This window comes from Methylomicrobium sp. Wu6 (assembly GCF_035916875.1).
In the GTDB taxonomy this organism is placed as follows: Bacteria; Pseudomonadota; Gammaproteobacteria; order Methylococcales; family Methylomonadaceae; genus Methylomicrobium.
Map to the genome: position 1 here is coordinate 60,681 of NZ_JAXUHN010000085.1, position 17,894 is coordinate 78,574.

Sequence of the window (17,894 nt, forward strand, 5' to 3'; positions counted from 1 at the left end):
TGAACCTTGTGTCCTGCAACTCAATGATTAATGCAAATAGGTTGGGATCAGATCGTAAACGAAATCTTCCATTCGCGAGAATGCGATTTCCTGATCGGGTTGGCTGAGTAGAACCATCAGCACGATCCACTTGAGTTTATCGACTGAAATTTCTTCGTTTTCGAGCGCCATCGCCCGATCGATCACAATCTCGCGATTCGCCGAACTCAGGATGCCTTTTTGCTCCAGGAATAATATGAGGCCGAGGCATTCGGTGCTCAGCTTGGTTTTTTCCTCGGCGCTGAAAATGCGGAATGCGGGCGCGATGGTCGGCGAAATGGCACGCTGTAAACTCAACGACTCCAGCCAATCAAAGGCCTTGCTGACTTCGACCTGTTCAAAGCCGGCTTCCAGCAATTCGGTTCTGATCACGTCACTGTCGGGAAGGATTTCGATTTCGCCCTCCATATAGTTTTCGAACAGATACATCAGAACATCAAAGATATTTTCTTTCATAGCACTCGCCAGAGATTATTTAATTCGGGTATAACAGCCGCCCGCGACGGCTGAAATGTAACCATTGAGCTCCAGAATCAGCAGCATCGAGGCAATCATCTCGACCGATTTGCCGGTTTTTTCGACCAAATAGTCGATAGATATGGGGTCATACATGACAAGATTCAATAATGTTTGTTGCTCCAGGTCAAGCATTGATTGTTTCGGTGTCGGTGCGTAATTCGTATCCTTTTGATAATATTGGTGTAATTCTTCAATAATATCTTGCACGGTTTCGACAAGTTTGGCGCCTTCGCGGATCAGGGCGTTGCAGCCGCGCGCCAATGGATTATGGATCGATCCCGGAATCGCAAATACTTCGCGGTTTTGCTCCAGCGCCAGACGTGCGGAAATCAGCGAGCCGCTTTCCTTGGCCGCTTCGACAACCAGCAGGCCTTGGCACAGGCCGCTGATGATCCGGTTGCGGCGTGGAAAGTGATGCGCCTTGGCCGGCGTGCCCGGCGGCAGTTCGGTTACGATGGCGCCTTGCTCGATGATTCGGCTGGCCAAGTTCTTGTTTACGGCGGGATAAATGCGGTCGGGGCCGGTACCGACCACTGCGATGGTTGGCCCTTGTGCATGCAAGGCGCCTTCATGGCCGGCCGCATCGATGCCTAATGCCAGGCCGCTGGAAATCACGAATCCGTGCGCGCTTAGCGCCTTGGCGAATTCAAACGCGGTTTCTCGCCCTAATGTGGAAGGATTGCGGCTGCCAACGATAGCGATTTGCGGTCCGGACAGCAAATCTACCTGACCGCGCACGAACAGCACCGGCGGTGGATCGGAAATTTGCTTCAGTTGCTCGGGATATAAGGGATGGTTAAGCGTAATGAGGTGATGACCGGATTGTGTCGACCAGGATAGATCATTGTCGATTATATGCCAATCGGGATTTTTGATAGCTTCGATCGCGGCGGGATTTAGACCCAGGGCAGCCAGAGCGGAGGAAGATTCGGAAAATAATTGCGCCGGGGAGTGCGTTTCCAGCAGATTCAAAAAAGTTCTGCTGCCGACTCCCGGCGCGCGCGACAGCGCAAGCCAATAGGAAAGATCGCAGGATGCGTTTGGCGTAGGACTACTCCGGGGTTTGAACTTTGTCCAGGACATGAATATCTTTTTGCGCCTGCATTACCAGAGCATAACTGACTCGCTCGAACGGACGGAACACCATCAGCTTGCCGGCATACTCGTCAGGCATTTGCACCTCGTCGTTTTTTACTTGGCTATAAGGGTCGCGAGCGATTTTACCGCGCTGATATATCGACAACTCATGGCCGGTTTTAAGACCGTCGGCAGCGCCTTTGTCGATCACAACTACATTGTAAAGGCCGACTTGCGTAACGCCGTCGAGCACGCCGATGATATTGCCCTTGATGCTTTCCTCGGGCGGCATCGGAAAATAATTCAGCACGACTTCCTGCTCGCTGGTCGGCAAAATCCGGTCGCCGACGTTGATTTCCCGTTTTGCCTTCGTGATCATCAGAGTCGCCGGGTCGCCTGGCTCCAGCAAGGTCAGGTCGGCGATGTATTTCGCTTCGAAACCCAATACTTCCTGGGTGGTCGGATTTTTTAAGGTATCGCCTTCACGGTAAACCGAATAAGTCAGAGTTTGGGGATTATCAATTGCGCGTACATAAACCTTGTCCCCGTTGCCGACAATCAAATGTTCTCCGGCCAGATCAACTATATAAGGTGCGGCATTCAATTCGTTTTGGCCGAGCACGCGCGGCAGGGACAGATATTTCTGAATCGCTTCGGCCGGAATCAATTGAATCGCTTTTGCCGTGGCGGATTCGCGTATGCAGGGTTGCAGCTTGCCTTCCGCCGACGTCGCAAAGCTGGTGCGCCCGCTTTTGATGTCCGCATCGCTGAGTACGCAGGGGCCGGCGGATGGCGAGACGCCCAAGGTTTCGGTCGGGGAAAAACTCAGCTGCGGCTGCCCATTCACCATCGAAAAATAGACCGTGTCGCCGGGATAGATCAGATGCGGATTTCTGATCTGGTTGTTGTAACTCCACAAAAGCGGCCATTGTCCCGGATTCTTTAGAAACTTGCCGGAAATGTCCCACAGCGTGTCGCCAGGAGCAACCGTATAGCGGTCGGGATGGGAAGGATTCAATTTGACTTCGTCAGCCAGTAGCGCGGAGCAATACACCAATGGAACTATGAATCGAAGAATTGTTCGAAAAGCCATAAATTAAACCTGCCGAGTGTTTTTAAACTGTCTGATTTCAAAGTTTAGATGAATTCATATAGAATTCCAGTATTGACTATTAATCAATCAAGTGTGGAGAGTTCGTTGAGTATTTTAACCATTCTGGAATTTCCGGATGAGAGGTTGCGCAAAAAAGCCGAAAAAGTGCGGACGGTCGATGATTCGATTCGCAAGTTGGTCGATGATATGCTCGAAACGATGTACGAATCGCGGGGCGTAGGGTTGGCCGCGACGCAAGTGAATGTGCACAAGCGGGTGATCGTGATGGATGTCAGTGAGGAAAAAAATGCACCGATTTGTCTGATCAATCCCGAGATCGTCGAGAAAGACGGTGTCGAGGAATCCGAGGAAGGTTGTTTGTCGGTACCCGGTTTTTTTGAAAAGGTTCAGAGGGCCGAACATGTCCGAGTCAGGGCGCTGAACCGCGATGGACAACCTTTCGAACTGGAAGCGAATGACTTGCTAGCGGTTTGCGTGCAGCATGAGATGGATCACCTGGAGGGTAAATTGTTCGTCGATTATCTGTCGCCGTTGAAGCGCCAGCGTATTAAGAAGAAACTCGAAAAGATGCATAAAATGGAAGCCAGCCACGCATGAGGATTATTTTTGCCGGCACGCCCGAATTTGCGGTGCCAACTCTGGAGATGCTGCTGGCTTCCGGGCACGATATTTGCGCCGTTTATACGCAACCGGACCGGCCCGCGGGACGCGGCCGTAAATTGCATCCAAGCCCGGTCAAGGAAACCGCATTGGTCGCGGGTATTCCGGTGCTGCAGCCCGAATCGCTGAAATCGGCCGACGCTGTCAGCCAGCTTGCGGCTTTCGAACCCGATCTGCTGGTGGTCGTCGCCTACGGGATGATTCTGCCGCAAGCGGTGTTGGATGTGCCGAAATACGGCTGCCTGAATATCCATGCCTCGCTCTTGCCGCGCTGGCGCGGCGCCGCGCCGATTCAGCGCGCGCTGATGGCGGGCGACCCGGAAACCGGCGTGACGATCATGCGCATTGTGTTAAAGCTGGATGCCGGCGACATGCTGCATAAAGAAGTCATCCCGATCGGAGCCGAAGATACGGCGGGCGATCTGCATGACAAATTGGCTGCCTTGGGCCCCATAGGGCTCGAAAAAGTCTTGCGGCAAGTCGAGTCCGGCACGGTCAAGCCCGAGCCACAAGACGAAGCCCTGGTGACTTATGCCGCCAAACTCGAAAAAAGCGAAGCAGCAATCGACTGGACGAAACCGGCGGACAATTTGGACAGGCAGGTGCGCGGGCTGAACCCCTGGCCGGTTGCGCAAACTCTGTATCATGGAGAAGCGTTGCGCATATGGCGCGCGCAAGCGCTCCCCGAAAGCGCAACAGCCGAGCCCGGCAGGGTGAACTGCGCGCACAAGCAGATGGACGTGACGACGGGCAACGGTCGATTGCGGCTGCTCGAAGTGCAATTGCCCGGCGGCAAGCGGATACCGGCGCAGGCGTTTCTGAATGCGCACGACATCGATGGCCAGAAACTGGGTTGACGCACGGTGAATTTACGATTAATTGCAGCCAAAGTGCTGACCCGGGTCGTGGCGGACGGCCAGTCGTTGACTGCGGCGCTGGAGCAGGCGTTGCAGCCCGTGGAGTCGGCACAGGACCGCGCCTTGGTGCAGGCTTTGTGTTACGGCGTTTGCCGGCATTATCACCGGCTCGATTTTATTTTGACTCGACTTCTGGAAAAACCGCTGAAGGACATTCACATCCGGCTGCTGATACTGGTGGGGCTTTATCAGCTCGGCTACATGCGCATCAAGGCGCATGCGGCGGTCTCCGAAACGGTCGGCGCGGCGGGGCGCAAGCCTTGGGCGAAAGGGCTGGTCAATGCGCTGCTCAGGCGCTACCTCCGAGAAAAGGACGCATGCGAGCAAGCGGCCGACGAGAATCCGTCCGCGCGTTGGAGCCATCCCGACTGGATCATCGATAAAATCCGCCGCGACTGGCCCGAACAGGCGGAAGCCTGTCTGCTGGCGAACAACCTGCAACCGCCGCTGGTCTTGCGCGTCAACTTGGCGCGGATTTCCAGACAAGCCTATGGCGATTTGTTGGCAGCAAGGGGCATGGCGGCCGAAGCGCTCGCGTTTTGTGCCGGCGCGCTGATTCTCGATAAACCCGTGCCGGTTGAATTGCTGCCGGGATTTGCCGATGGCCTGGTTTCGGTTCAGGATGCCGCCGCCCAAATGGCGGCCGGCCTGCTCGACGCTCAGCCAGGACAGCGTGTGCTCGACATGTGCGCCGCGCCGGGCGGTAAAACCGCGCATATTCTGGAAATGCAGCCGCAACTGAAGGAAATGGTTGCGATCGATATCGACAGCGACCGACTGCGACGCGTGCAGGACAACTTGCAACGACTGCGGCTACAAGCCAAAACAATCGTTGGCGACGCCTCCAATCCTAGGGATTGGTGGGACGGACAATGGTTCGACCGTATTCTGGTCGATGCGCCGTGTTCGGCGCTCGGCGTGATTCGCCGCCATCCCGACATCAAATTGCTGCGCCGGGCCGAGGACATCGATGCGCTCAAGGCGCAGCAACGCGCGATCCTGCATGCCGCCTGGAGTCTGCTGGCGCCGGGCGGACAGTTATTGTACGCCACCTGTTCGGTATTGCAGGAAGAAAACGAGCAGCAGGTGCTGAGCTTTCTGGCTGGCCGCCCTGATGCAAGCGAACTGCCGATCGCCGCTGCCTGGGGCGTCGCCGGCGCCGTAGGGCGGCAGATTCTCGCCGGCGATGCAGGCATGGACGGATTTTATTATGCGCTCCTCCGCAAAGCGTAAGGCAGCTTTGATAATCTTGCTCTGGGGCTGGCTCATGCCGGTGCCGGTGTTCGCGGGCGCTTATGCCGCGATCGTCAAGGATGCCGAGTTGACCTTGCAGGACGAGGATTATCTGTTGTCGGCGGAGATTCAATACCGGCTCAGTCCGAAAGCGACCGATGCGCTGAAAAACGGCGTGCCGCTGTTCTGGGCGGTCAATATCAGGATTCAGCGCCAGCGCGATTTTTGGTGGGACGAAACGATCGTCGAAAAAAACCTGCGTTTCAAGATTCAGTATCAGGCATTGCTTAATGTTTACCGGGTACGCAATGAAGACAGTGGCGAAGGCGGCAATTTTTCTTCGCTGGCCTCGGCGATGGACGCCTTATCCTCGATCCGTTATGTGCCGGTCTTGAACAAATCGACGCTGGCCGACGGCGAGCGCTATACCGCTGGGCTGCGTGTGCTTTTTGAGCGCGAGTTACTGCCTTTGCCATTACGCCCCCTAGCCTATCTGAATCCGCAGTGGTACTTATCCAGCGGTTGGTATTTATGGAATATGAAAAACTAAAACCGCCGGTCAGCGTTTCGATCCTGGTGCTGTTCGCGCTGATCCTGTTCTCGTTGCAATTGATGAGCACCGCGACGCAGGAGTCGTCCGAACTCAGCGCGATGTATTCCTGGCTGCTGCTGATCAATGCACTGGGGTCGGTGGTCCTCTTTGTGCTGGTCGTCGCGAATATAGCGGCGTTGACGCGGCGGCTCAAGAAGCGGGAAGCCGGTTCGAGGCTGACCACTCGCATGTTGTCGTTGTTTGTATTGCAGGCTTTGGCGCCCGCCGCCATCGTATTCTATTTTTCGATGCAATTTTTGCATCAGGGGATCGACAGTTGGTTCAATGTCGAAATCGATCGGGCGATGGAAGATGCGCTCGAACTGAGCCAGGCTTCGCTGGATCAACGGATGCACTGGCACTTGATGCAGACCCAGCAGTTGGCCGAAAAGCTCCAACTCAGTGCGGAAGGTTTCAGCGCGCACGAAATCGAAAATTTCCGCGCGCAATTGGGTGCCGCCGAGATGACGCTATTTTCGCGTCAGGGCCGAATCATCGCGTCCAGTAGCGTGAATCCTGCGGATATTTTGCCGAGTATTCCCGATGAGCAAATCTGGCTGCAATTGCGTCAGAGCGGCGATTACATTGCACTGGCTCCGGTCAGCGAAAACGAATTGATGATTCGCTCGATCGTGACCGTCAAGGGTTTGGACACCTGGTATATCCAGACGCTGTTTCCGGTCCCGATGCGGATTGCCGATCTGGCCGATTCGGTCGAATTCGCTTTCGTGCGCTATCAGGAAATGAATTTTCTCAGAGATTCGTTGAAACTGACGTTTTCGTTGGCATTGTCGCTGGTGCTGCTGATGAGTTTGCTGGCGGCGATCTGGGTTGCTTTCATCAGCATTCGCCATATCGTTGCGCCGGTCAAGGAACTGGTCAAGGGCACGCAGGCGGTCGCTTCGGGTCACTACGAGCAGCAATTGCCAGTTACCGCGCAGGATGATTTAGGGTTTCTGGTCGAATCGTTCAATATCATGACTCAACGCATCTCGGGCGCGCGCGACGAGATCCGTCAGGCCGGCGTCGAGGTTGAAAACCAGCGCGCCTATCTCGAAACGATTCTGGCCAACCTGACCGCGGGCGTGATCAGCTTCGACTCGGACTATAAAATCCGCACCGCGAATCAGGCTGCTTTCCGGATTTTCCATGTGCATGTGAATCAGTTCATTGGCCAGTCGTTGCTGTCGCTGGCTCAGGATCACGCCGAATTAGCCGAGCCATTGAAGTCGATTCAACGTCTGCTTGAGCAAGCCGATGACATTTGGCAGCAGCGGATTGCCTTTTTGAGTCTGAACGGCCGTCATGAACTGCTCTGCCGGGGCACGCCGATGTATTCGCACGAAGGCATGCGTGTCGGTGCGGTAGTCGTATTCGACGACGTGACCGATCTGATTCAGGCCCAGAAAAATGCGGCCTGGGGCGAAGTCGCACGGCGCTTGGCTCATGAAATCAAAAACCCGTTGACGCCGATCCAATTGTCAGCCGAACGCTTACAGCTTAAATTGTCCGCAAAACTGGAAGACGCTGACGCCGATATGTTGCAGCGTTCTACACGTACGATTGTGCAGCAGGTCGAGGCGATGAAGGAAATGGTCGATGATTTTTCCGAATATGCGAAGACCTCCAAAAAGCAGGCGGTCAACATCGATTTATACGCGCTCGTACAAGAGGTGCTTGGGCTTTATGCATTGAAATCGGGCATTGTCATACAGGCTGGACAGGACAAAAAGCGGCTTTCCATCAATGGCGATCCCATCAGTATCCGGCAGGTGTTACATAATCTGCTCAAGAATGCCTTGGAGGCCACCGAGGGTCATGGTCATATCGAAGTCGACATGCAACGGATGCAAAAAAACAACAGCGATTTCATCGAAATCGGTTTTTTCGACGATGGGCCGGGTATCAAGGAAGAACAAATCGAGCAAATTTTCGAGCCCTATGTTACAACTAAGGCCAAAGGCACCGGGCTTGGGCTCGCGATCGTCAAAAAAATCATCGAAGAACACGGCGGCGCGATCTGGGTCGACACACGGCGCAGACACGGAGCGGGTTTCATCATCCACTTGCCAGCAATTTAATTTTTCAAGCGAACCGATATGAACGCAAACAAACCTCGTATTCTCGTCGTGGACGATGAACCGGAAATCAGAAGCTTGGTCGGCGAAATTCTCGCGGATGAAGGTTATGAAGTCGCCATGGCGGACAACGCCAGCGCGGCCAGGGAATTGAAAAAAGATCAAAACCCGAGCCTGATATTACTCGATATCTGGATGCCGGATACTGACGGCATCACGCTGCTGAAAGAATGGGTTGCCGAGGATGCGATGCTGTGCCCGGTTGTGATGATGTCCGGCCATGGGTCGGTGGAAACGGCGGTCGAGGCAACGCGTCTCGGCGCCTATGATTTTCTCGAAAAGCCGTTATCGCTGGCTAAGCTATTGCTGATCGTCGGCCGCGCACTCGAAACGAGTAATCTGCAAAAAGAAAATGCCGGGCTCAGGCAGCAATTGCTCGCCGATATCGAACCGGTCGGCAAAAGCGCCTCGATCGCCAGGATCAAGGATCAAATCAAGCGTCTCGCTCAGCATGACGCGCGGGTTTTGTTTGTCGGCGAGGCAGGTGTCGGCAAGGAATTGCTCGCGCGCTACCTGCATCATAACAGCCCGCGCCGGGATGGACCGTTTGTCGATGTTGCGGTCGGTAGTATCTCGCCGGAAAACTCGGCTGTCGAATTTTTCGGCAAGGAAGGCTCGGGCAAGGTCAACCCGGGTCTGTTGGAGCGCGCGAATCGGGGTACATTGTTTTTGGGCGAAATCGGCGGCATGGACAAAGAAACGCAATTGCGGTTGCTCAGCGCGCTCGAATCGAGCTCGTTCCTGCGCGTCGGCGGCAGCGAAGCCGTGCGCGTCGATGTGAAGGTGCTCGCCTCGACGCGGATTCCTTTGGACGAGGAAGTCAAGGCAGGGCGATTCCGGCAGGATTTGTACTATTTGTTGAACGAAGTGTCTTTATCTATTCCGCCGCTGCGTGAGCACAGCGAAGATGTGCCGAGCTTGCTGAATTTTTATGTCGACTATTTCGTTAAGCATGAAAATCTGCCGTTCCGTAGGTTTTCGATGGCGGCGCAGAATTTCCTTCGCAACTACAGTTGGCGCGGCAATGTAAGGGAGCTGAAGAATCTGGTGCAGCGCCTGATGATTCTCGGAGTTGGCGAAGACATCGAGCTGGAAGAGGTCAAGTCGGCCTTGGGCGCCGTGATCAACGATGTCGCCGCGCCTTCGTCGGTTCCGGATTTTTTCAATCTGCCATTGAAAGATGCGCGCGATCAATTTGAAAAGGCCTATTTGGAATATCATTTCGAAAGAACCGGCGGCAGTGTTGCTAAATTATCTGCGATCGTGGGGATGGAGCGTACCCATTTATACCGTAAACTGCATTCGCTGAATATCAAGCTATAATCTTTCGGCAGTCTGAATCAATATCATCATGCGGAATACGACTCATTGTTAATGAGTAGATATATTGAAATGGGGGGCTGTCAACTTATATGGGTATCTACGGATGTTCGAATGCCTCAACGATTAGGCATTAGCGATCGAGAATGAGATGTGATTACTCAATTCTTTCGGCACAAAAACAGGTGCGTATTCGCAGGCAAGGACAATGTCGCCGGTTTTGAGTTGCTGTGTTGTGGATTCTTCGCGGCGGGATGCCTTGGCGAATGTTGCCAGAATCATTCGGTCGATGGAATTCCATATTCAAGCGTTTTGCTCGGTGGTGCGAGTATGTTGTTTGGGAGGTCATGCACAAAGGCTGTTACAGTTTCATGATTTACAAGCGGTTTTCATCGATTCCACAGTCAATCGAGCACATCCTTGCGCGGCAGGCGCTGCCAAAAGCAACGCCGAGGATGAAGCGTTGGGGCGGTCTCGGGGCGGTTTCAGCGCCAAAGTGCACACGATTACTGACGCGCTGGGTAATCCGCTTGATTTTGTATTGACCGGCGGGCAAACCAGTGACACAGATCAGGCCGAAGCTTTGCTAAGAAGGACGCCAGCCGACGCGGAGTCATTTGTCGGGGATAAAGGATGCGATGCTGATACCCTGGTCCAAGCTATCAAAGACCGGGGCATGACACCCCGGATCCCATCCCGTGGTAATCGTCTAGAAGCCCGTGAATGCGATTGGCATGTGTATAAAGAACGCCATTTGATAGAGTGCTTTTTTAATAAAATCAAACACTACCGCAGGGTATTTTCTCGCCATGAAAAACGAGCTCGTAACTATAGGGGATTTTTGCGCTCTTATTTGGCTGCGCTAATTATGTCAACGGAACCTAGTATTACGCTTTCCGTGCTCCATCAAGACCAAAGATTACAGATGCACGGGCTTGCCGAAAGGAATTTCGATTTACGATATTTATCTGGGTGCCGCCGAATCTGCCGAACTTCTGGTTCGGTCACGGTATCTGACCAAAAAGAGAGGCAATAACCCCGGTGTGCTTTGTTTTCTAGATTGTAGACCGGTTGCTGTCCACTAAAATTTTAAGTTTTTGACCGGGCTGCAATCCTCTAGCTAACGTATCCGAGTTCGATTTACGCAACTCGCTAGCCGATATATTAAATTTCTTGGATAGCTGGGTCAGCGTATCGCCTTTTCTGACTGTGTAGTGAATTAGGCGCAGACTGTTTGAGGATGAGGCCACCTGTTGCTCGCGGCCTTTGATCATCAGCTTGCGTCCGGGTACCAGTGCGGTTTTTAAGGTGATGCGATTCCAGTCTGCCAATTCTTTGGGGTTGACTGAATAACGTCGAGCAATGTTGAAGAAAGTATCGCCTTTTTGGACGGTGTGATAGCCGCCGGGAGAGTTAGAAGATTTCGCTAAAATAATCGACTTGGCGCTTTGTTTGGCAGCAGAAGGGATTTGTAAAACTGCGCCGTAATTAACCGAATTTTTTGCCAAATGATTAGCGCTACGCAAGCTTTGCACCGTGGTATGATTTCTTTGCGCGATCGACGTCAAGGTGTCGCCGCGTTTTACTTGATAGTTTGCAAAGCCGGTTGCCGATGGCGCCGAAGACGTGCGTGCGACCGCCTGTTTGATTACCACAGGCTCGGGTTTGTGATAATTCTCCTCGGCAATGATTTGTTCTTCCTGTTCCGCAATCAGCTTTGAGTAGTTGACGCGCTCATAATAAGGGATCTCTGCCAGATTCTTCTTGAACAGCGGCGCGTTTTTAACCGGTATCAACAAGCGGTGAGGTCCATCCGGCGCGGTGCACCAGCGATTGAAGCCGGGGTTCAATTTGAGAAACTCATTGAGCGGCGTATTGGCCATCTGCGCGGCCTTGCTTAGATCAAGCGGTGCTTTGATGTCAACGACTTCGAAATAAGGCTTGTTCGGAATGTGCCGAAGAGGGATATGGTAGCGCTCGGCATTCGCGAAAATCTTGGCGACGGCGAGTAATTTCGGCACGTAATGATAAGTCTCGTCGGGAAGGCTCAGCGACCAGTAATCGGTTGGCAGGTCGTTATCCTCATTTCTTTCGATGCATTTTCTGACATTGCCCTTGCCGTAATTATAGGAAGCCAAGGCTAGCAGCCAGTCGCCATTAAAGGTTTCACTGAGTTGTTTCAAATAGGTGGTCGCGGCTTGCGTCGAGGCATAGACATCGCGGCGGCCGTCGTACCAGGTATTTTGCTTGAGTCCGAACTCTTGGCCAGTTGAAGGAATGAATTGCCAAAGCCCGGAAGCGGCGCTTTTCGAATAAGCATTAGGCACGAAGGAGCTTTCAACGACGGGCAGCAAAGCCAATTCTCCTGGAATATGCTTGGCCTCGACCTCATCAAGGATGTGATGCATATAAGGTTCCGCGCGTTGCTGCAAGGAAATGAGGGATTGAGGGTGTTGCAAATACCATTCGATCTCCCGATCCACGCGCGCGTTATCGATTTCGGGCAAGGCATACAGCGATACCAGCCGATCCCATACCGTTTCGTATTGCCGGTTGCTAAGCTTACTTTTATTATGGGAGCGATATGAAAAACGCTCGAAAAAGCTGTGATCTTCGGATGAGACTTGTGGTGGGGTATCGTAGGCGCTGAGGGAATCTTTCGATGGCTGTGAGCAGCCGGCCGCAATCAGCGACAGTGACAGGGACAATAATTTGACTGACCTGTTAGAATTAATTTGCATTTTCTAACCCTTGTTTATGTCTATAAAGTGCTGATTGTGGCATCATAAAAAACGACACCCGCTTCAGCAGATTATTTGCCTGAGCCCAGTTGCGAACAAATGGAGGTTGTCATTTTTACAAACGAATTTCAAAGTCGGTTATAACTATAGAGTATATATCATTTTTTGACCGAATAACATTAAATAATCCTCATTTGTTGACTTGCGATGAAGCGCGACTTTTTATTTTCCTACTACAAAACTCCGCGCGGCGAAGTGCTCCGGCAGCAAGAGACCGATTATCTACAGCGCTCGATTACGGTCAGTTGCAAACAGACGATCCTGCAGATTGGCGGCTTGGGTTGGGAAACGGAATTGATCGACTGCACCTTATATAAATATTATATTGTGCTTGATGCGGAGGGGTTGGGCGCACCGGCAGTCAAAAAAATCCGGGCCGAAGCCAGTCGCTTGCCGTTGCAATGCGACAGTGTCGATATGATTATTTTGCCTCACTTTTTGGAGTTTGATCCTTGTTGCCTGCGAACCATGCGCGAAATCGAACGCGTATTGAAGCCGGAAGGCTCATTGGTAGTGGTCAATTTCAATCCCTGGAGTTTGAGGATACGATACGAATATCTGTGGGAGCGGCAAAAACATGACGCCTGGTCCGGCCATTTTATCAGCCGCACTCGGGTCATCGATTGGCTGAAATTGCTCAACTTCGAAGTGATTTTATTCACCGAATTCAATGCCAAATCGGTACGTTCAATGCACGGCAAATTCATCGATAATTGTTATTCATTAACCGCCGGCGCTTATGCGATCAAGGCGATCAAGCGGCGGTACAATATCATACCGCTGACGCCGGTGTGCGAGCTCAAACCGCGCCTGGCGCTGATCAATTCGGTCAATCCAACGACACGGGTCGGCTCATGACGGATACCGTGATCATTTATACGGACGGGGCCTGCCGAGGCAATCCCGGGCCAGGCGGTTGGGGTGTGCTGCTGAGTTATAAAGGAGCTGTCAAGGAGTTGTACGGCGGCGAAAAAGATACCACCAATAACCGGATGGAGTTGACGGCCGCCATTCAGGGACTAGAAGCCTTGAAAAAACATTGCCGGGTTGAACTGAATACCGATTCCAAATATGTCCTGCAAGGCATTACTGAGTGGCTGCCGAACTGGAAAAAAAGAGGCTGGAAAACCGCCGGCAATAAACCGGTTAAGAACGAGGATTTGTGGCGAAGACTGGATGCGGCCAGAAGCCTTCACCACATCGAATGGAAGTGGGTGAAGGGGCATTCCGGACATAAGGAAAACGACAGGGCTGACGAGTTGGCGAATCTTGGGATCGATGGGCTGAAGTAGGTTCAGGGGCAAGGCCGTTCCGAATCCTGCACTTATTTCTTCCCCAGCAAATCCTTCAGCCCTGCAAAAGGATTATGTGTTGCCACGGGAGCCGAAGTCTTGAGCGTATGCGAACTTCCGAAACGCATTTCTTCGTAGCGAGAATGTTCGTTGTCATGGCAGTAAACGCACAATAATTCCCAGTTGCTGCCGTCGAGCGGGTTGTTGTCGTGATTATGATCCTTATGATGAACGGTCAATTCGCTCAAGTTTTTGGAAGTAAATTCCCGCACGCAGCGCCCGCAAATCCAGGGATACATCTTGAGCGCTCGCTCACGATAAGTATCTTCTTTAAGTTTCTGGTTATGCTTGACTTCGCGGATGAATTCCTGCATTTTGTCTTTATCGAGGGGCGTTTTTTTCATGGCTGGTATGTGTGCTGTCTGAGTTATTGGGGGGCGCTGACGGCATATTTCGTCGCTTCAGGCCATAAACTTAAGGGCCAAAGTGCTTGCTTGAAAAAAGGATGCATCCGAAAATTTTGGTTGAAGCAGTTGCTTTGGGTAAGGATTTTTGCGAAAAACTTGAAACGCCTCGGTTCTAAAGTAGGGCCAAACCTTGAATGCACCTTATGTCGTACAAGTGCCAACCAGAAAAACATACTACTTCCGTCTCAAACAGTCAATCCAGAGCCCTTGAATCAGGGATTTACTGGGCGATGCGCCAGCGGGACGACACCGCGATTTGTTAACGCTTTTGATCAGTAGCGGTGGCGATAATACACCGGACAGCATTATCGCGGCCGACATCGTCCCGAGACCTTCGCTGCTAAATCATCGCCACCGCGGATAACGGCAATATCTTGATCGAATGCATGACGGCGCGACTGTGGATATGCGCCGCAATGAGCGGATCGCGCTGAATCAAGATTTATGCGATGGCGATAGTTTCAATGGTTTCAGCACTGAAGCGGTAATTTTTATTCAAACAATGTTCCAGCCATTTTTGCAGAAAGTAATTTAACCGCCATTTGTAATTCATAATCTCAAGGCTCAAGCCGGGGTTTTTGTATACTCTGGTCACGGCTGCGCGGGAGTGGTCGCTGATTGCTTCGGCCAGTTGCAGGTCCAGATAAAGCCGTATCGTCACGGCGGGTTCCATAAACTCCTCAAGATTTTTTTTGAAGCTGTGGCTCAACAGAATCGTCAACGTATAGGGAGAGCGTTCCAGTATTTCGAGATGCAGCGTTGAAGCGCCCTTGGCACGACCGGTCGCAGTATCGAGGCAGTCGAGCAGATTTGGTATCAAGCACAAGATTTTCTGATAGTTGGCGGCGCAGACCTGTTCGAGGCAGAAGGATTTATTGACGGGGTTGAGCTGGCTCATGATTGCGGCGAATCCTCGCTATAGCAGGCATAGGCGCTGGCGGTCTCCCAGAGAACAACTTGCGCGACGTTCAAGCCGGCCTGCTGGAGATAACGGTAGATCATTTTGCTGAGTACCTCGGCGGTCGGATGTTCGTCCAGGGCCAGAAAACGTTCGTTGTTGGCAACCAGTATCGGGATGATCGGGTCGTCCTTGTGCAGGAGAAAATTATGATCGAGATTTTGATCGATATAGGCCTCGACGCAATCCCGAATGTCCGAAAAATCGCAGACCATGCCTTGGTCGTTAAGCCGTTCCTGTTTTATCGAAATGGAGGCCTTGACGCTGTGTCCATGCAGATGACGGCATTTTCCGGGATGATTCATCAACCTATGGCCGTAACAAAAATAAACCTCTTTGGTTATCGTGTACATGTGAATCAACATCCTTTTATGCTTCTGATCGCTGCGGCGATTTCGTAACTGTTCGTGGTTAATTGGGTGCAGCGCATGATCTCAGTGAAGGCGGTAACCGGCGGGCCGAGCGAACTTTTGAAGACGTGGATCTCGGCGGCTTTGCCCAGCGGAAGCGCCTGGTGTGTGATAAACGAGACGCCCGCCCCGCTGATAGTTTTGCAGCGCCCTAATTGTTGCTCGGACGATCCAGCCAGTTTGACGGCGATCTCGCTGTCCATCGTCAGCCGCGTTTGGTGGCGTTTTTCATTTGTATCAGGCAAAATTTTAACCTAATTTGAGTTGTAAAATCACAAGGATTGAAGAAATATTTTGCTCAATATCCTGCGCTGAATTAGCCAAAGTGTACTATAAAAGTTGCGCAATGGGCTAAAAAAGCGGACGCCTCTTTTTTGCCGGCCATTTGCCCTGCAAAGTCGTTTGAATTTCGGTAAGATGTGCGCATGACCCGATGCTGTTCGGTCCGATGTGGGTAGCCCATTGAACTTACCGGCAATCGATTGATTGGTCGCATAGATAATCAAAGACCATAGAGTGGGAATAAATGAGTAAAGCTACGGTACTAACAGGCATCACAACCACGGGCACGCCGCATTTGGGTAATTATGTCGGCGCGATTCGGCCGGCGATCGATGCGAGCAAGGATGACAATGTCGCGCCTTTTTATTTTCTGGCCGATTATCATGCGCTGATCAAATGTCAGGAGCCGGAACGGGTTAGGCAGTCCAGTCTGGAAATCGCTGCGACCTGGCTGGCTTTAGGGCTCGATACCTCGAATGCGGTGTTTTACCGGCAGTCGGACGTGCCCGAAATTCTGGAACTGGCCTGGATTTTGACCTGCGTAACCGCGAAAGGCTTGATGAACCGTGCGCATGCCTACAAGGCTGCCGTTGCGGACAACGAACAAGGCGGCGAAAATGACCCGGACAAAGGTGTCACGATGGGCCTGTTCAGCTATCCGATTCTGATGGCGGCCGATATCCTGATGTTCAAGGCCGACAAGGTGCCGGTCGGCAAGGATCAGATTCAGCACATTGAAATGGCGAGGGACATCGCGGCGCGTTTCAATCACATTTACGGTGAGCATTTTACGTTGCCCGAGGCGGTGGTCGAGGAGCATGGCGCGACCTTGTTGGGGCTCGACGGCCGCAAGATGAGCAAGAGCTATAACAATACGATCCCGCTATTCGAACCCGAGAAAAAGCTCAGAAAATTGATCAATAAGATAAAAACGAATTCGCTGGAGCCCGGCGAGCCCAAAGATCCCGAGACTTGCACCTTGTTCAGCGTTTATAAGGCGTTCGCAACCAAAGCCGAAATCAGCGAAATGCGCTTGCGTTATGCGAATGGCATCGGCTGGGGCGAGATGAAACAGGCTTTGTTCGAATATATCAACGAGCACATCACGCCGGCCAGAGAGCGCTATGAGGCTTTGATGCAGGCGCCGGATCATATCGAGCAGCAATTGCAGGAAGGCGCGCGCAAGGCGCGCGCGATCAGCATGCCCTTTATCAAGGAGCTGCGCGATGCGGTCGGGATTGCCAGGATTTCAGCGTGATTAAAATCACCTTTAGCGATTGGCTGCGAGAATCCCTGCAATTTATAGGTCGTGGTCCGGTCGTCTGGTTTGGCTGTTGCCTGGTGATCGGACTCTTGATGCCGTTGGGGCACTTGTCCTTGGCGCTGGGCGTCCTCGTTTCGGTCGGCAGCCTGTTCGTCGGCGTCGGCGTGGCAAAATATATCGATTTGAAATACCGGGCGGATGATCCGGTCGCTTTGTCGTGGGCGATCAAAAAAAGCCTGCCGCTGGCGATTTTGGCCGCCGGTAGCTTGGTGTTTTGCTGGGGGCTTTTCAGGACGATTGCAGGTATTGCCGCCGGCGATTGGCAAAATATCGCCAAATTTTTCTTTGATTGGGAATTCACCCCGGAAAACCTACAGCGGCAAACGACGCGTGAGTTGGCGATCTGGTTGTTCGGCTACGCGAATGTCGCGTTGATTTTTTGCTTGCTGATGATGAATAGCTTCGCGAGCTGGTTCAGTTATCCGTTGATGTTATTCAGAAATTACGGTTGGAGCGCGGCGAAGGAAGAGGGCCGGGCGGCGCTTTCCGAATGTTCGAATGCGTTCTATAAAATGCAGGGCTTCATCTTTTTGCAGGCGCTGCTTTGCCTGTCCGTCACGCCGTTGTTGACGCCTGTGCTGTATATGCTGACGTCGACGATGATGTATGTGTCCTATCAGAGTCTTTTCGGCGCCAGGTCCAAATGAAGCCGGCGGTGAAAAACCAAGCGTGCATCTAACCGGATTGCGCCGCATGGGAAGCCCAACATTGCGGCGCAATACGCTTCGCTATTGCGCCTTATCGAGTTCGA

20 protein-coding genes are annotated in these 17,894 nt (G+C 52.5%); 11 read left to right on the top strand and 9 right to left on the bottom strand.

Annotated elements, in window-relative coordinates; genetic code table 11:
- Positions 1–27 precede the first annotated feature (27 nt).
- Genes U2W12_RS13650 through U2W12_RS13660 form a run of 3 tightly spaced genes read right to left on the bottom strand, consistent with a single transcriptional unit; the run spans position 28 to position 2,728 of the window.
- A complete protein-coding gene (locus tag U2W12_RS13650; protein ID WP_326501244.1) occupies positions 28–495 on the bottom strand; it encodes a DUF494 domain-containing protein in 468 nt (155 codons plus the stop codon).
- Between the two features lie 15 nt (positions 496–510).
- Positions 511–1,641: a DNA-processing protein DprA gene (gene dprA, locus U2W12_RS13655; RefSeq protein WP_326501245.1), complete on the bottom strand. Its 1,131-nt coding sequence runs from the start codon at positions 1,639–1,641 to the stop codon at positions 511–513.
- Positions 1,610–2,728, bottom strand: coding sequence for a LysM domain-containing protein (locus U2W12_RS13660; protein ID WP_326501246.1), 1,119 nt, complete (start codon positions 2,726–2,728; stop codon positions 1,610–1,612). Before U2W12_RS13660 ends, dprA begins: the two co-directional genes overlap by 32 nt.
- 105 nt (positions 2,729–2,833) lie before the next feature.
- Between U2W12_RS13660 and def the strand changes: the two genes are divergently transcribed.
- The 6 genes from def to U2W12_RS13690 are packed head-to-tail and all read left to right on the top strand — an operon-like array spanning position 2,834 to position 9,612.
- Positions 2,834–3,346: a peptide deformylase gene (def, locus tag U2W12_RS13665; protein WP_326501247.1), complete on the top strand. Its 513-nt coding sequence runs from the start codon at positions 2,834–2,836 to the stop codon at positions 3,344–3,346.
- The gene (gene fmt, locus U2W12_RS13670; RefSeq protein ID WP_326501248.1) at positions 3,343–4,266 is read left to right on the top strand and encodes a methionyl-tRNA formyltransferase; all 924 of its coding nucleotides are present in this window, start codon (positions 3,343–3,345) and stop codon (positions 4,264–4,266) included. Before def ends, fmt begins: the two co-directional genes overlap by 4 nt.
- Positions 4,267–4,272: 6 nt before the next feature.
- On the top strand, positions 4,273–5,559 hold the full coding sequence (gene rsmB / locus U2W12_RS13675) for a 16S rRNA (cytosine(967)-C(5))-methyltransferase RsmB (RefSeq protein WP_326501249.1): 1,287 nt from the start codon (positions 4,273–4,275) through the stop codon (positions 5,557–5,559).
- Complete coding sequence (locus U2W12_RS13680) at positions 5,537–6,109, top strand: DUF4390 domain-containing protein (protein ID WP_326501250.1); 573 nt, start codon at positions 5,537–5,539, stop codon at positions 6,107–6,109. The genes rsmB and U2W12_RS13680 overlap by 23 nt, the downstream gene beginning before the upstream one ends.
- On the top strand, positions 6,091–8,232 hold the full coding sequence (locus tag U2W12_RS13685) for an ATP-binding protein (protein WP_326501251.1): 2,142 nt from the start codon (positions 6,091–6,093) through the stop codon (positions 8,230–8,232). The genes U2W12_RS13680 and U2W12_RS13685 overlap by 19 nt, the downstream gene beginning before the upstream one ends.
- Positions 8,233–8,250: 18 nt before the next feature.
- Positions 8,251–9,612 (top strand): sigma-54 dependent transcriptional regulator, encoded by a 1,362-nt coding sequence (locus tag U2W12_RS13690; RefSeq protein ID WP_326501252.1) that lies wholly within the window; start codon positions 8,251–8,253, stop codon positions 9,610–9,612.
- Between the two features lie 123 nt (positions 9,613–9,735).
- Here the strand turns inward: U2W12_RS13690 and U2W12_RS13695 are convergent, their stop codons facing one another.
- Positions 9,736–9,891, bottom strand: coding sequence for a hypothetical protein (locus U2W12_RS13695; protein ID WP_326501253.1), 156 nt, complete (start codon positions 9,889–9,891; stop codon positions 9,736–9,738).
- Positions 9,892–9,898: 7 nt separating this feature from the next.
- On the opposite strand from U2W12_RS13695, the gene U2W12_RS13700 reads away from it, so the two are divergent.
- Positions 9,899–10,645, top strand: a complete 747-nt coding sequence (locus tag U2W12_RS13700) for an IS5 family transposase (RefSeq protein ID WP_326501254.1) — start codon at positions 9,899–9,901, stop codon at positions 10,643–10,645.
- A 19-nt stretch (positions 10,646–10,664) separates the two neighbouring features.
- Here the strand turns inward: U2W12_RS13700 and U2W12_RS13705 are convergent, their stop codons facing one another.
- On the bottom strand, positions 10,665–12,350 hold the full coding sequence (locus U2W12_RS13705) for a LysM peptidoglycan-binding domain-containing protein (RefSeq protein WP_326501255.1): 1,686 nt from the start codon (positions 12,348–12,350) through the stop codon (positions 10,665–10,667).
- A gap of 207 nt (positions 12,351–12,557) precedes the next feature.
- Here U2W12_RS13705 and U2W12_RS13710 point away from each other — a divergent pair, with 207 nt between their 5' ends.
- Both U2W12_RS13710 and rnhA read left to right on the top strand, forming a co-directional pair.
- Positions 12,558–13,268: a methyltransferase domain-containing protein gene (locus U2W12_RS13710; RefSeq protein WP_326501256.1), complete on the top strand. Its 711-nt coding sequence runs from the start codon at positions 12,558–12,560 to the stop codon at positions 13,266–13,268.
- Entirely contained in the window at positions 13,265–13,702 is a 438-nt protein-coding gene (gene rnhA, locus U2W12_RS13715; protein ID WP_326501257.1) for a ribonuclease HI, read from the top strand. The genes U2W12_RS13710 and rnhA overlap by 4 nt, the downstream gene beginning before the upstream one ends.
- 32 nt (positions 13,703–13,734) lie before the next feature.
- Here rnhA and U2W12_RS13720 read toward each other — a convergent pair whose 3' ends face one another.
- From U2W12_RS13720 to U2W12_RS13735, 4 genes are all read right to left on the bottom strand, one after another.
- Entirely contained in the window at positions 13,735–14,076 is a 342-nt protein-coding gene (locus U2W12_RS13720) for a YajD family HNH nuclease (protein ID WP_326501321.1), read from the bottom strand.
- A 535-nt stretch (positions 14,077–14,611) separates the two neighbouring features.
- A complete protein-coding gene (locus U2W12_RS13725; protein ID WP_326501258.1) occupies positions 14,612–15,067 on the bottom strand; it encodes a DUF1249 domain-containing protein in 456 nt (151 codons plus the stop codon).
- Entirely contained in the window at positions 15,064–15,480 is a 417-nt protein-coding gene (locus U2W12_RS13730; protein ID WP_326501259.1) for a 6-carboxytetrahydropterin synthase, read from the bottom strand. The genes U2W12_RS13725 and U2W12_RS13730 overlap by 4 nt, the downstream gene beginning before the upstream one ends.
- Positions 15,481–15,485: 5 nt before the next feature.
- Positions 15,486–15,782, bottom strand: coding sequence for a PilZ domain-containing protein (locus U2W12_RS13735; protein WP_326501260.1), 297 nt, complete (start codon positions 15,780–15,782; stop codon positions 15,486–15,488).
- 281 nt (positions 15,783–16,063) lie between these two features.
- Here U2W12_RS13735 and U2W12_RS13740 point away from each other — a divergent pair, with 281 nt between their 5' ends.
- Both U2W12_RS13740 and U2W12_RS13745 read left to right on the top strand, forming a co-directional pair.
- On the top strand, positions 16,064–17,077 hold the full coding sequence (locus tag U2W12_RS13740) for a tryptophan--tRNA ligase (protein WP_326501261.1): 1,014 nt from the start codon (positions 16,064–16,066) through the stop codon (positions 17,075–17,077).
- Entirely contained in the window at positions 17,074–17,790 is a 717-nt protein-coding gene (locus U2W12_RS13745) for a hypothetical protein (protein WP_326501262.1), read from the top strand. The genes U2W12_RS13740 and U2W12_RS13745 overlap by 4 nt, the downstream gene beginning before the upstream one ends.
- Positions 17,791–17,894: the final 104 nt, after the last annotated feature.